Annotated in this window: 14 protein-coding genes; 1 reads left to right on the top strand and 13 read right to left on the bottom strand. The window is 67.7% G+C overall.

Annotation, left to right across the window (positions count from 1 at the left end):
* Nucleotides 1-121: 121 nt before the first annotated feature.
* The 12 genes from V7Q42_RS20505 to V7Q42_RS20450 form a co-directional block, all read right to left on the bottom strand.
* A complete protein-coding gene (locus V7Q42_RS20505) occupies nt 122-1,141 on the bottom strand; it encodes an MBL fold metallo-hydrolase (RefSeq protein WP_333826125.1) in 1,020 nt (339 codons plus the stop codon).
* An 83-nt stretch (nt 1,142-1,224) separates the two neighbouring features.
* Complete coding sequence (locus V7Q42_RS20500; RefSeq protein ID WP_333826124.1) at nt 1,225-2,298, bottom strand: YeeE/YedE family protein; 1,074 nt, start codon at nt 2,296-2,298, stop codon at nt 1,225-1,227.
* 21 nt (nt 2,299-2,319) lie between these two features.
* Nucleotides 2,320-2,751, bottom strand: coding sequence for a DsrE family protein (locus tag V7Q42_RS20495; protein WP_333826123.1), 432 nt, complete (start codon nt 2,749-2,751; stop codon nt 2,320-2,322).
* 26 nt (nt 2,752-2,777) lie between these two features.
* Complete coding sequence (gene soxB, locus V7Q42_RS20490; RefSeq protein ID WP_333826122.1) at nt 2,778-4,499, bottom strand: thiosulfohydrolase SoxB; 1,722 nt, start codon at nt 4,497-4,499, stop codon at nt 2,778-2,780.
* Nucleotides 4,500-4,784: 285 nt separating this feature from the next.
* The gene (gene soxX / locus V7Q42_RS20485) at nt 4,785-5,423 is read right to left on the bottom strand and encodes a sulfur oxidation c-type cytochrome SoxX (RefSeq protein ID WP_333826121.1); all 639 of its coding nucleotides are present in this window, start codon (nt 5,421-5,423) and stop codon (nt 4,785-4,787) included.
* Nucleotides 5,424-5,433: 10 nt separating this feature from the next.
* A complete protein-coding gene (gene soxA / locus V7Q42_RS20480) occupies nt 5,434-6,249 on the bottom strand; it encodes a sulfur oxidation c-type cytochrome SoxA (RefSeq protein ID WP_333826120.1) in 816 nt (271 codons plus the stop codon).
* A gap of 56 nt (nt 6,250-6,305) precedes the next feature.
* Nucleotides 6,306-6,617, bottom strand: a complete 312-nt coding sequence (soxZ, locus tag V7Q42_RS20475) for a thiosulfate oxidation carrier complex protein SoxZ (RefSeq protein WP_333826119.1) — start codon at nt 6,615-6,617, stop codon at nt 6,306-6,308.
* Nucleotides 6,618-6,641: 24 nt separating this feature from the next.
* A complete protein-coding gene (gene soxY, locus V7Q42_RS20470) occupies nt 6,642-7,112 on the bottom strand; it encodes a thiosulfate oxidation carrier protein SoxY (RefSeq protein WP_333826118.1) in 471 nt (156 codons plus the stop codon).
* Nucleotides 7,113-7,544: 432 nt separating this feature from the next.
* Nucleotides 7,545-8,150: a response regulator transcription factor gene (locus tag V7Q42_RS20465; RefSeq protein WP_333826126.1), complete on the bottom strand. Its 606-nt coding sequence runs from the start codon at nt 8,148-8,150 to the stop codon at nt 7,545-7,547.
* A gap of 1 nt (nt 8,151) precedes the next feature.
* A complete protein-coding gene (locus tag V7Q42_RS20460) occupies nt 8,152-9,915 on the bottom strand; it encodes a sensor histidine kinase (RefSeq protein ID WP_333826117.1) in 1,764 nt (587 codons plus the stop codon).
* 59 nt (nt 9,916-9,974) lie between these two features.
* Complete coding sequence (locus V7Q42_RS20455) at nt 9,975-10,547, bottom strand: thioredoxin family protein (RefSeq protein ID WP_333826116.1); 573 nt, start codon at nt 10,545-10,547, stop codon at nt 9,975-9,977.
* A 134-nt stretch (nt 10,548-10,681) separates the two neighbouring features.
* On the bottom strand, nt 10,682-11,416 hold the full coding sequence (locus tag V7Q42_RS20450) for a cytochrome c biogenesis CcdA family protein (protein ID WP_333826115.1): 735 nt from the start codon (nt 11,414-11,416) through the stop codon (nt 10,682-10,684).
* A gap of 145 nt (nt 11,417-11,561) precedes the next feature.
* Here V7Q42_RS20450 and V7Q42_RS20445 point away from each other — a divergent pair, with 145 nt between their 5' ends.
* On the top strand, nt 11,562-11,936 hold the full coding sequence (locus tag V7Q42_RS20445) for a thioredoxin family protein (protein WP_333826114.1): 375 nt from the start codon (nt 11,562-11,564) through the stop codon (nt 11,934-11,936).
* 78 nt (nt 11,937-12,014) lie between these two features.
* Here V7Q42_RS20445 and V7Q42_RS20440 read toward each other — a convergent pair whose 3' ends face one another.
* Nucleotides 12,015-12,389 (bottom strand): hypothetical protein, encoded by a 375-nt coding sequence (locus V7Q42_RS20440; RefSeq protein ID WP_333826113.1) that lies wholly within the window; start codon nt 12,387-12,389, stop codon nt 12,015-12,017.
* Between the last annotated feature and the right edge of the window lie 383 nt (nt 12,390-12,772).

Genomic DNA, 12,772 nt, shown 5'->3' with positions numbered 1-12,772 from the left:
TCGAACCGAGCGCTCTTTTCCCTTGCAACGCAGGGGCCGTCCACACATGACGGCCCGTGGTGGGTCGCGCCGCCCGGAATGTCTCGAGCCGCCGCGCCGGTACCGATCGAGACGCCGTGGCTCAGAACTTCGCCTGCTCGGCCTCGAGATAGGCGAGGTTGACGTAGCGGGCGATGTTGCGGTCCCAGCCTTCGGTCTCGGCGGTGCGGGAGGCGACGCGCGGGTCCTTCAGGACGAGGGGGAGCACGGCCTCGAGCGGCGTGCCGTCGTCGATCGCCTCGGAGCAGGTCTCCCAGATCCCGGCGAAGAGTTCGCGCTGCCACGTCGCGACGCCGGCTCCGGGGGCGCCGTGGGCGGGCAACCAGATCTTCGGCCGGGCCGCGGCGGTGAGCTTGTCGATGGTGTCGAGCGTGCCCTTGAAGGAGCCGTCGTCCATGTTGGCGATGCGGCGGTCCATGACGACGTCGCCGGCGCACAGGACGCCGTCCTCGACCACTTCGACGCAGATGTCGAAGGGCGTGTGGGCCTGGCCGTAGTGGTGCAGGCGCAGGGTGACGTCGCCGAGCGACAGTTCGAAACCGTGCTCGATGTCGCGATTGGGTGGCACGATGCGGGTGCCGAGCGTCGCGTCGTTGGTCCACTTCAGCATCGAATCCCGCCACAAGGTGCCGGTCGCGCCTTCGATGGCGAGGCGGGTGCCGGCGAGCGACCAGATCGGCAGGTCGGCGCCGTAGGCGTCGACGAAGCCGTGGTTGCCGAGCCAGTGGTCGCCGTGGAAGTGGGTGACGACGATGCCGATCACCGGCTTCGCGGTCAGCCGCCGCAGTTGCCGAATGGTCATGTCGGCGATCTGCCGCGACGAGCCGGTGTCGACCACCACCACACCCTTGTCGCCGACGACGAAGGTGATGTTCGACATCAGCCCCTTGTTCTCGGGGGTGGGGGTGCCGTGCAGGGCGCGGATGATGTGGACGTGCGGCGAGATCGCGACGAGCGGCTGGTCCTCCACCGGCGGACCCTGGACGAAGTTCGCCACTTCGGTGGCCGCCTCGGCGAGGCCGGTGACGAGATCGGGCCGCAGCGCCACGGCGAGGCCGGCGAAGGCGCCGCCGGCGAGGAGCGTGCGTCGGGTCGGGGTCATGCCGGATACTCCTTGTCGGGTGCGTTCGCGGCGCGCCGTGAGGGCCATCGGGAACGCAGGGGATCGCGGGACGGTACGACGCCTCACGAGGCGTCGCGGACCGGTTCGCCGTTCATCGAGCCGTGATCGACGAGACGGTCGGTGGCGACCGCGCCGATCCACATCGACCACAACACGATCCAGGCGGTGAGCGCGAAGACCGAGGCGCCGGAGACGCCGGCGCCGACGGCGCAGCCGCCGGCCAACACGCCGCCGAAGCCCATCAGGCAGCCGCCGGCGATGTAACGGCGCATGCTCGCTCCGCTTTCGAAGCCGACGAGCTTCAGATCACCGCCGAGCGTCGCGGCGACGAAGGAGCCGACGACCACGCCGGGGATCAGGCCGAGATCGAAGGAGACCCCGGCACCCGGCGGCGACAGCACGTACATCAGCATGTCGGCGGAAGGGGCGGTGAAGGAGAGCGAGTGGACCGGCACCACCTCGAAGGAGGAGGCGGCCATGGCGAAGTTGAACCGCCACGCCGCCGCGACCATCAGGCCGACACCGCAGGCGCCGATCCAGTACCAGATCGACAGCCGATTGCGGCGGGCGATGACGACGCCGGCGAGAAGCCACGCCGCGGCGAAGAGGGCGCCGCCGATGTTGCCGAGGTGGAAGATGGCGAGGAGATCGCGCGCCGAACCGTCGATGGTCCACAGGCCGTTGATCCAGGTCCGCACCGGCGACAGCACGCCGACCAGCGAGGTCTGGGCGACGACCGCGAAGACCAGGCCGGAGAGCAGCGCCCGCAAGTTCCCGGTCGCCGAGAGCACGAGCATGCGGCTGGCGCAGGCGCGGGTCAGCGCCATGCCGGAGCCGAACATCAGCCCGCCGAGGATCGCCCCCGACAACGAACCGGGGTTGTTGAGCTGGCGCACCGTGCCGGTGTCGAAGAACCGGAAGACGATGAGCAACTGGGTGGCGATCAGGGCGGTGGAGAAGGCGAAGAGCCAGACCGCGAGCCGATCGCCGAACCGCCCGCGCGACACCTCGATGGTGGCGGCGCGCAGGCAGAAGCGTGAGCGTTGCGCGAAGGCGCCGAAGAAGACGCCGATCACCGCGCCGCCGATCGCCAAGGCCCACTGATCACCGAACAGTTCGATGAGGCGATCGAGCATGGTGGTGCGCTCTCCGACCGATCAGGGCTTGATGTAGGCGTAGTGCTCGCGCGCCTGAAGCTGGGCGAGCCGGACGACGCCCGACGGCGTGTAGTCGGCCTCGAGCACGAACTTGTCCTTCGAAAGGTTCCGCCGCTTCATGGTGATCTGGCAGACCTCGAAGGTGACGCCGTTGGCCTTCAGGCCCGAGATCAGCGGTCCGTATTCGGCGCCGCTCTTCGGGTCCTTGGCGCCGTCGAAGAGGAAGTCGACGCCGTCGGCGTGGGTGACGACGGTGATCTTGGTGTCGGGCGCGACGTCGAGGTGGTTGCGGATGTTGCGCAGCCCCTTCATCGCCTGGGCGTCGGAATTGTCGATGTGATAGACGACCATGTCGCCGGCGAGGGCCGGGGCGGCGAAGGCGACGACGAGCGCCGCGAGCACGAGGCGCAGAGACTTCAAGAGAGCAGTCATGGGGTTCCCTCCTCCCTTCGTGCCGCTCACAGCGCGGCGCCGGGGTTTCCGTCCATGTTCTTCAGTGTCGGCAGGTTGAGCTGCGGCGACTTCACGGTCTTCCGGGCGCGCAGGTGGCGCGCCACCAGATCCCAGATCGGTTCGCCGCCGGCGTCGCGGGCGCCTTCGGAAACCGGCGCCCAGCCGGCGACCTTGTAGGTCTTCGACGCCTCGATCGGCTTGCCGGCGAGGGTCATGTCGCCGATGCGGGCGCCCATCGCGGCGGTCGGGTCGCAGGAATAGGTCATGCCACCGACGCGCACCATGTCGCCGCCCTGCTGATAGTAGGGGTCGGCGTTGAAGAGGTTGTCGCAGACGTCCTCCAGCACCTCCTTGATCTGCGCGCCGGTCATCGGCGTCAGCGTCGTGAAGGGATAGGTGATGGCGGTCTGGTCGAGCAGGTTCTCCATGGTGATCGCCTCGCCGGGCAGGATCGTCGTGCCCCAACGGAAGCCCGGAGAGAACGAGATCTCGGCGTCCTTCTCGGCGATCAGCGCATCGAGGATGAGCTGGTCGAAGGAGCCGTTGAAGTTGCCGCGGCGATAGAGGAGGCCCTCGGAGACGGCGAGTTTCTCGCCGAGCTTGGCCTCGAAGGGGGCGCGGATCCTGGTGATCAGCGCGTCCATTTCGGCGTCGGGCTTCAACAGGTTGGCGAAGACCGGCAGCAGGCGGTAGCGGAAGTCGGAGACCTTGCCGCCCTTGACGTCGAGGTCGAGCACGCCGAGGAACTTGCCGTTGGAGCCGGCGTTGGTGACCAGCGTCTTGCCCGAGGGGTTCGACACGATGGTCGGCTTGGGCAGCCCATCGTGGGTGTGGCCGCCGAGGATGGCGTCGATGCCGGTGACCCGCGAGGCCATCTTCAGATCGACGTCCATGCCGTTGTGGGAGATGACGACGACGACCCGGGCGCCCTCGGAACGCGCCTGGTCGACGGTCTTCTGCATGTTCTCTTCCTGGATCCCGAAGGTCCATTCGGAGACCATGTAGCGCGGGTTGGCGATCGGCGTGTAGGGGAAGGCCTGGCCGACGATCGCCACCTTGACGCCGTTGATCTCGCGCATCGAGAAGGGCTCGAACACCTGATCGCCGAAGTCGGTGGTCTTGATGTTCTGGGCGACGATCTCGATGTGGCCGGCGAAGTCCTTCTCGGCGATCTCCTTCACCCGGTCCTGGCCATGGGTGCATTCCCAATGGAGGGTCATGATGTCGACGCCGAGCAGCTTGGCGGCGTCGACCATGTCCTGACCCTTGGTCCACAGCGCGGTGCCGGAGCCCTGCCAGGTGTCGCCGCCGTCGAGGAGCAGCGAACCGGGGCGGTTGGCGCGGATGCGCTTCACCAGGGTGGCGAGATGGGCGAAGCCGCCGACCCGGCCGTAGACCCGCGACGCCTTCTCGAAGTCGAGATAGGTGAAAGCGTGCGCCTCGCGGCCGCCGGCGGAAAGGCCGAAGTGCTTCAGGAAGGCCTCACCGACGACATGCGGCGCTTCGCCGGGCATGGAGCCGACGCCGAGATTGACGTTCGGCTCGCGGAACCAGATCGGCTTCAGCTGCGCGTGACAGTCGGTGATGTGGAGAAGCGAGACGTTGCCGAAGGCCGGGGCGTCGTAGAAGGCTTCGGCGGAGGCCTCGGCGCGGGCGATCTCGGACGGCAGCATCATGCCGGAGGCGGAGGCCACGGCGAGCAGATGCAGGAATTCACGGCGGTTCATGGCGCCACGCCTCGCAATTGGTCGGGTCGGGGGCAAACTGGTGTCGTGGACCGCGGAGCGATCCGGGGTCGACGCGTGTCCTACCAAAGGCCGAAGGTGCCGACGCACCCGGTCTTTGAATACACGCGAATTTCTCATTTGCGTCAGAGGCATGAGAAATTTGCGTCAGGAATACCATCGGTCATTTCCAATGGCCGATGGTATCACGCCCGACCGGCCGGCGCCGGTTCGGGGCGAGCGCCGCGCCGGAGGTTGCGAACGGATCGAAACCTCCGGCGCTCGGCGTCACTTGTTGACCGGCGAGGCCGGGTCGAGCAGCAGGGCCATCAGGTCCTTGATCTGAGCCTCGCTGAGGATGCCCATGTGGCCGGCCCGCGGCATGTTGGAGCAGGCGTTGGACGACTTGGAGTTCCAGATCTTCGACCAGGTCTCCTTCAGCGCCGTCTCCGACGTGCCCTTCAGCTTGCCGTAGCCGGTGAGGCTCGGGCCGATGGTGCCGTAGGAGATCTCCTTCGGGTCGAGCTGATGGCAATTGTAGCAATTGCCACCGTTGACCTGCTCGGCCTTGTCGGTCGAGGTCAGACCACGGCCCGACTGGGCGATCTTCTCACCCGACTTGAAGTCGCCGAGGAACTTGCCGTCGCTCGGCCACTTGACCGAGGCGAGGTTGGCGGCCTCGATCTCGGCGCGCTTCTTCGCAGCGTCCTTGCTCGCCGCGTAGACCGGATCGGAGCAGAACGCCTGGGTGGGGTCCTGCTCGAGACGGGAGGTCTTGACCAGGCCGGCGTCGCGGAAGCCGCTCTTCAGCATGGCCTGGAAGGAGGCGTCGTCGGCGCCGGGACCCCAGGTGTGATCGGCGGCGAGCGCCGATCCCGTCAGGCCGAGGCCGGCGGCGAGGATCGAGATGTACGCGATCTTCTTCATGACCGTCTCCTCAACGCTTGATGCCGGGGGTGTTCATGGTGGCGCCGTTGGCGTGGCTGGCCATGAACATGGAGAGGGCGATGGTCACGTCCGAGGCGTAGATCGGCTCGGGGAAGCGCTGCTGGCGGAAGCAGTCGGCGAGACGCCACTGCATGCCCCACATCTGGCCGGAGGAGACACGGTAGGCCGGCCACGAGGTCCAGCCGGCGGCCGCGCCCTTGTGCGAATCGATGAAGGGCAGCTCCTGCAGGCGGATGCGCACCCCTTCCTGCCCGTGGCAGGTCGAGCAGGAGAAGTCGTGCGGGCCGGCGGAATAGTAGAACATCCGCTTGCCCAGATCGAACATCTGCTTCTCTTTGGGATGGTCGAGCGAGACCGCGACCTTCTCTCCCTTGGACATGCCGGAGATGTAGGTGGCGATGGCGTTGAGCTCGTCCTTCTCCGGGGTGTTCCACTTGGCCGAGACGTATTTCTTCGTGTCGATGCCCTGGATCGTCTCCATGCAGGTGAGAACGCGGGATTCGGCGTCCTGGACCTTGTCGGTGTCCTTGAACCAGCGCGGCAGACGGGCGTAGGTGCCCGCGACCACGCCGGGTCCCATGCCGAGATCGCAGGTCTCGAGCGAGGCGTTCTTCGGACCGGCCTTCTTCTTCCAGAGTTCCTCACCCTGGGCTTCGAAGAGTTCGGCCGGATTGCCGTCCTTCAGCGCTTCACGATAGGCCTCGATACCCTCGATCGTCTTGTCGCCCTCGGCCCGAGCCGAGCCGGCGGTGAAGCCGGCGACGGCGAGACAGGCGGCGAAGCCGACGGCGAACCGTCGTGTCATGGTCGTCTCCTCCCGTATGGTCTTCTCTTCGTTCTTCTCGTCGAGGCGCCGACCGATCAGGTCACGGAGGCCTCGTCGGTGCGGGTGTCGCCCTTGTTGTCGGTCCAGGTGATGGCGACCTTGTCGCCGGCCTTGCCGCCCTTGATCTTGAAGGAGAGGAAGGGGTTCTTGGAGACCGAGGGTCCCCACTGCGCCGTCATCACGTCCTTGCCGTTGAGCTTGGCGGTGACCTCGGCGATGAACCACGCCGGGATGGGGTTGCCGGAACTGTCCTTGCGGAGGCCGGTTTCCATCTCGTGGCTCATCAGAACCTTGACCTCGGTGACGCCGTCCTTGGAGGCGGCGCGGATCTTCATCGGATTGCCCATGTCGTTCTCCTCCGGTCCTCTCGCTCAGCCGCCGCAGCCGCCGAGGGTGACCTTGATCTCCTTGGTGGCGGTGAAGTACTTGCCGCCGGCCTTGACCAGCACGGTCACGTTGGAGGTCTGACCCATCTTGATGCGGGTGGTGACGTCGGGGACCACGTCGGGTCCGATCTCGAACAGCGCGGCGAGCGTGTTCGGGTTCTTCTCGACGAGGATCGAGATCTGCGTCGTCTCGGGGATCTTGCTCACCGCCTGGACCGGAACGACGGCGCCGTTCTCGGCGATGTCGGAGGCGAGGATCTGCACGTCGCCGCTCTCGGCGGCGCCGGCGACACCGAGCGCCTTGTAGGCGTCGGCGCTCGACTTGCCGTCGAAGGCCGCCTTGTTCCATTCGGCATGCGCGAGATGGGAGACGAGCGTCGTCCCGAGCGCCGTGGTCAGCCCGAAGGCCGCCATCCGCGTCAGGAACCCTCGCCGGTTCACGGGTTCGATGGTCATCTGGTCGTTTCCTCCGTCGTCCGGCGCCCTGCGGCGCCTGTTCTCGTCACGAACTTCCTCTCGATCCGGGTGACGGCCGCCATCGGCGAACGCCATCGCCCGGCGGATCACGCCGAGGTCGCGAGGGTGGTGTCGGTCGGAAAGACGGCTCGATCGCAGGCGCTCTTCGGCGCGGCTCGTCGATCGAGTGCTCCGCATCCGCCCGCCCGCCGCGCTTGCGCCCGAGGGTCGCCCCGGGGCCGCGTCGGAGATGCGGATGCGCATGGTCGGAAAGAGAGGCGGTTCGCCCCCTTCCTCGCCCGGTCGTTTCTCACCCCCTCGCGTCCACCCGATACTTCGCCGGGCGGATCTTCGATCGGAGTATCGTCGGTGAAGATCGGCAATCTTCCTATCGGGGTAGGCACCGGGTGCGGCTAGGGGTTTCTACCCAGTTCAGGCACCGCCCGGTTCCGATGCCCAGGCGATGAGCTGGGCGACCGAGGTGGCGCCGGCCTTGGTCATGAGGTTGTGGCGGTGGTTCTCGACGGTCTTCACCGAGATGTCGAGATCGTTGGCGATGGCCTTGGAGGTCTTGCCGGCGACGACCAGGGCGAGCACCTCGCGTTCGCGATCGGTGAGGCAGCCGAGCCGGCGCTCGAGGTCGCTCTTGCGGCGGCGATCGGCGAGCGCCGCGGCGGAGACCTTCAGGGCTTCGCCGATGCGGTCGAGCAGCAGTTGGTCGTCGAAGGGCTTCTCGAGGAAATCCAGCGCTCCGAGGCGGATGGCGCGGACCGCCTTGGGGATGTCGCCGTGGCCGGAGACGAAGATGATGCCGACCGGCGAGCCGCGGCGGATCAGTTCGGCCTGCAGCTCCAGGCCGCTCATGCCGGGAAGGCGGACGTCGAGGACGACACAGGCGGGCCGCTCGTCGTCGAGCCGTTCGAGGAAGTCGGCCGCCGAGATGCAGGTCGCGTAGGCGTAGCCGAGCGAGGCGACCAGGAAGGCGACCGAGTCGCGCACGGCCGGATCGTCGTCGACGATGTAGATGATCGGCGGCATCTCAGGCACGGGTTTCCTCTTCGAGCAACGGCAGGCGGAAGCGGAAGGTGGTGCGGCCGGGCGTGTCGGTGTCGACGTCGAGGCGGCCGCCGTGGGCTTCCACGATGGTGCGGCTGAGGGACAGCCCGAGACCGAGGCCCTCCCGTTTGGTGGTGTAGAAGGCTTCGAACAGTCGATCCTTCGCCTCCGGCGAGAGTCCGGGGCCGTTGTCGGTGACGGCGATGTCGACCGCATGGGCGCCATCGCCCGCGGTGACGACGATCCGCCCGTCGGGCCGTCCGGCGACGGCCTCGGCGGCGTTCTGCAGCAGATTGATCAGCACCTCTTCGATCTGCAGGCGATCGGCGCGCACCATGGGCAGATCGTCCGGCACGTCGGAGGTGACGACGACCCCGCGGGCGGTCGGTTCGAACAGGGCGAGGGCGTCGCGGACGATCTCGCCGGGATCGACCGGCATCTGCCGCGACGGATTCTTGCGGACGAATTCGCGCATGCGCTGGACGATGGCGCCGGCGCGCTCCGCTTGGGCGGCGATGCGCTCGACCCCCTGACGGACACCGTCCGGGTCGGTGCCGGCGGCGATGCGCCGCTCGCAACCGCGGGCGTAGGTGAGGATCGCCGCCAGCGGCTGATTGATCTCGTGAGCGAGAGAACTCGCCATCTCGCCCATCAGCGACAGGCGCATGGTGTGTTCCATCTGCTCGCCCTTGAGGCGGGCCTGCTCGTGGGCGTGTTGCAGCTCCCGCGTCCGCTTCTTGAGCAGGTGGGAGACGCGAGCGACATGGATCGACCACCACGCCAGCGCCATGACGACGATGGCGCCCCACCAGCGGTTCTCCCAGGCGAAGTCCATGAGGCCGAGGCGGGTGAAGCGGCCATAGGGGCCGACCTTCAACATGCGATAGAGATCCTGGACGCGCTGGTAGTCCTCCGGCTCGGCCCAGACGATCTCGCCGGTGTTCGGCTGCATGGCGAGGAGCGCCTGTTTCATCCTGGCGGCGAGCGCCGGCGGCGTCTGCGCCACCTTGACGAAGGGCCAGCCCGGATAGAGGCGGGTGGAGACCTGACAGCGCAGGGTGCCGGAGGGTTTGCGGGCGATCACCCGGAACTCCTCGGGTTTGGCGTCGTCCTCGGCGATCAGTTTCTCGAGCAGGCAGGAGCGGATGATGCCGGCGTCCGCCCGCCCAGAGCGCACCGCCTCGACGACGCCCTCCACCGGAAAGCCGACGAAGAGGAGTTTGGTGTCCTTGAAGGGATCGATGCCACGATCGAGGAACTCGGCCCAGGCAGCGCGGAAGCCGAAGGCTTCCGACGCGACCGCGGCGACGCGCTGGCCGCGCAGGTCGTTCAGCTGTTGGACGTCGCTGAGACCCGAGCGGACGATGACGGCGGCGGCGACCGACTCGCTCGACGACGTCCCGTCCATGTCCATCTCGGTGGCGATCGCCGTCGCCGAATAGTCGACCGCCAGCTCGAGATAGTGACCGGGATTGGTGACGAGGAAGTCGAGGCGCTGGGCCGCCACCGCGGCGGTGAGGAAGGGGGCGCTGCCCGGCACCATCTCGATGCGGTACTCGGGCATGACCTTCTGCAACTGGGCGAAGGTCGCCTCCCAGGAGACCTCCGCTTCCTCCGCGCCGCGATAGGCGAGGACGCCGATCCGCACCGTCTTCGGCGCGTCCTCGGCGCGCATCGCCGGCGCGGTCGCCGCGAGAAGCGACAGCGACAGCAGCAGCGGCCGGAGAAGGCGGTCGAACCGGTTCATGGGCGGACGTTGGACGACCGGGGCGGGTTTGTCCACGCGTCGGCCCGGCCGAACGGCTCTCACCCGGCTTGCGCCTTCATGTAATCCGGGAACGAGGTCTTCTCGTAGGCCTTGTCGCGGACGAAGCGGAACATGCCGAGGAAGTCGCGCGGCGGCAGCAGGCCGGGCATCCGCGCCGCTTCGCGCGCCATCGGCGATTTCGCCGCGAGACCGGCGGAGCTTTCCGGGAAGAACTGGAAGGTCGGTGTCAGGCGCACGCCGTAGCGGGCGGCGAAGGCCTTTTCGGTGAGTTTGGTGCCGTCGAGATCGGTCACTTCACGGGCGCCGTGCAGGTCGAGCTGGAGGACGTCGAAGTTCGCCCTGATGTAGTCGGTGATCGCCGGATCGGCGAAGTGGACGGTGTGCATGTCGCGGCAGAAGGGGCAGCCGCGCTGCTCCCAGACCACGGCGTAACGCCGGCCGTTGCGGGTCGCCTCGTCGATGTCCTCGGCGAGGTCGAGGAAGGTCTCGACGAACCACGGTTCGTGGAAGCGGCCGTCCTCGCTCTGGGCGGCGAAGCCGCGTGTGGCGGCGAAGGGGAGGGCGAGAGAAGCGCCGAGGAGCGACCGTCGAGTGGGGGAGAAGGACGACATGGCATTCTCCGGAGGTTCATGCCGACGGTCGAGGATGCTCGCGCATCCGGCCGTCGAAGGCACGCGAATTTCTCGTCCGCATCGGCGGTAGGAGAAATTCGCGCAAGGAATCCCATCGGCCATCGTCGATGGGATCAGCCGATGCGGCCGAGGACCGGGAAGGCCTCGAGCAGCCATTCGGACACGTCGGTCATGCGCCCCGAGAAGAGGACCAGACCGAGCGCGACGAGGAAGCCGCCGGTGACCTTCTCGACCGTCGGCAGATGACGGCGGAAGCGTTTCAGGGCGCCGATGAAGGTGCCGGCGAAGGCGGCGGTGATCAGGAACGGGATGCCGGTGCCCGCCGCATAGGCGAAGAGCAGCAGGGAACCGCGGGCGACCGAGGCCTCGGCCGAGGCGAGGAACAGCACGGCGGCGAGCACCGGGCCGGCGCAGGGGCTCCAGCCGAAAGCGAAGGCGAGGCCGAAGACGAAGGCGCCGAAGAGCGTCGTCGGCTTCGAGGCCACCTGGACGCCGGCCGAGCGATAGAGGAAGGGGATGCGCACCACACCGAGGAAGTGCAGCCCCATGGCGATGGTGACGACGCCGGCGATCGATCCGGCCAGCGCCAGGTGCTCGTTGAGCAGACGGCCGATGCCCGACGCCGTGGCGCCGAGGGCGACGAAGACGGCGGTGAAGCCGGCGACGAAGGCGAGGGCAGGGGGCAGCATCCGGCGGGCGCTCACCGTGCCGTCCTCCGCCTCGAGTTCGGCGACGCCGAGGCCGGTGATGTAGCACAGGAAGATCGGCACCATCGGCAGGATGCAGGGCGAGACGAAGGCGAGAAGGCCGGCGACGAAGGCGCTGCCGAGGCCGACCTCGAAACCCATGGTGTTCCCTCGGAGAATATTCTGTTTTTCTGATAAGTAGTGTGCCGGATGGGGCGGCGGGCCACAAGGTGCTGACGCGAACGTGATCGCGCCGGTCGGGCACAACCGTGTAGTCGTCGGGTCGGATCTTCGCAGAGAACCCGACATGTCGGTGCCGCGCTTCGCCTCCCTCCTCTTCGCCCTCACCGCCTCGATGGTGCCGCTCGCCGGCGGTGCCGCCGCGATCGCGGCCGAGTTGGTGGTGCTGGAGAAGGCCGGCTGTCCCTATTGCGCGCGCTTCGAGCGCGAGGTGGGCAAGACCTACGACAAGACCGACGAGGGGAAGCAGGCCCCCCTGAAGCGCATCGACAACGAGAAGCCGTTCCCCGAGGACTATCGCTTCGTTTCGCCCGACCGGATCACGCCGACCTTCGTGCTCGTCGATCAGGGCCGCGAGATCGGCCGCCTGCGCGGCTATCCCGGCGAGGATTTCTTCTACGCCGCGCTCGGCACGATGCTGGAGAAGCTGCCGGGGAAGTGAGAGCCACTCGGCGGTGGTCGACCGGTCGCCGTCGGGATCGGGCGAACGAAGCGGCCCGTGGGGGCCGCTTCTTCGCGATCACTCGAATTCGGCCGACGTCGTGTCCGACTTGCGATCGTAGTGGATGGTGATCCGGCCGACCTTGCACAGATCGATGGCCCGCCAATAGGCGGCCGAGTCGTCGTCGGCGTAGACCACCTTCAGATCCCATTTGCAGGTCTTCGCCGCGCGCGAGAAGCGGATCTCCCACTCGTCGCCGTCCGACAGGACGTCCTTGCCGAGGACATCTTCTTCCCAATCGTCCGACCTGGTCGGCGACACGAAGACGTGGGAGATGTCGTAACCGGTCTCGTTGACGAGTTCGAAATCCTGCCGCGCCTCCTGAGCCGCGACGATGGACGACGAGGTGAAGACGGCGACGAAGGCCAATGCTGCCAGTCCGGGAAATTTCATGACGAGCCCCTCTGTGGGGGATGCCTCCGTGGGCTCCCCCTACCCGGGCCACATCGCCCGAGAGCGCGATCAAGTGGTTCGATCGAAAGACTTGTCAATCGTCGAGGCTCGCGGTCACGGGGCGGTCGCCGGGCCGGCCCGACGGGTCGTTCGCGCGGTGATCCTCGGTGGTCGGCGACCCCGGATCACGGGGTCCCGTGCTGCACGCCCCGCGCGTCGTTCGTCGCGACGAACCGGCCGATGGGGACGTCTCGAAAGGCGCGGGTGATCACCGCGCGTCGCGCAGCCGAGCAGGCACGGCGATGGGGCGGAGTGACGGCCATCTTCGGCCGCGTGTCCCGCGAAACGATCCGATATCGAGGAAAGAGTGGCGCTCCCTAGGG

This window comes from Pinisolibacter sp., assembly GCF_036782435.1.
In the GTDB taxonomy this organism is placed as follows: Bacteria; Pseudomonadota; Alphaproteobacteria; order Rhizobiales; family Ancalomicrobiaceae; genus CALBKH01.
The sequence above is the reverse complement of the archived record's forward strand: the minus strand, read 5'-3'. Positions and strand labels throughout refer to the sequence as shown.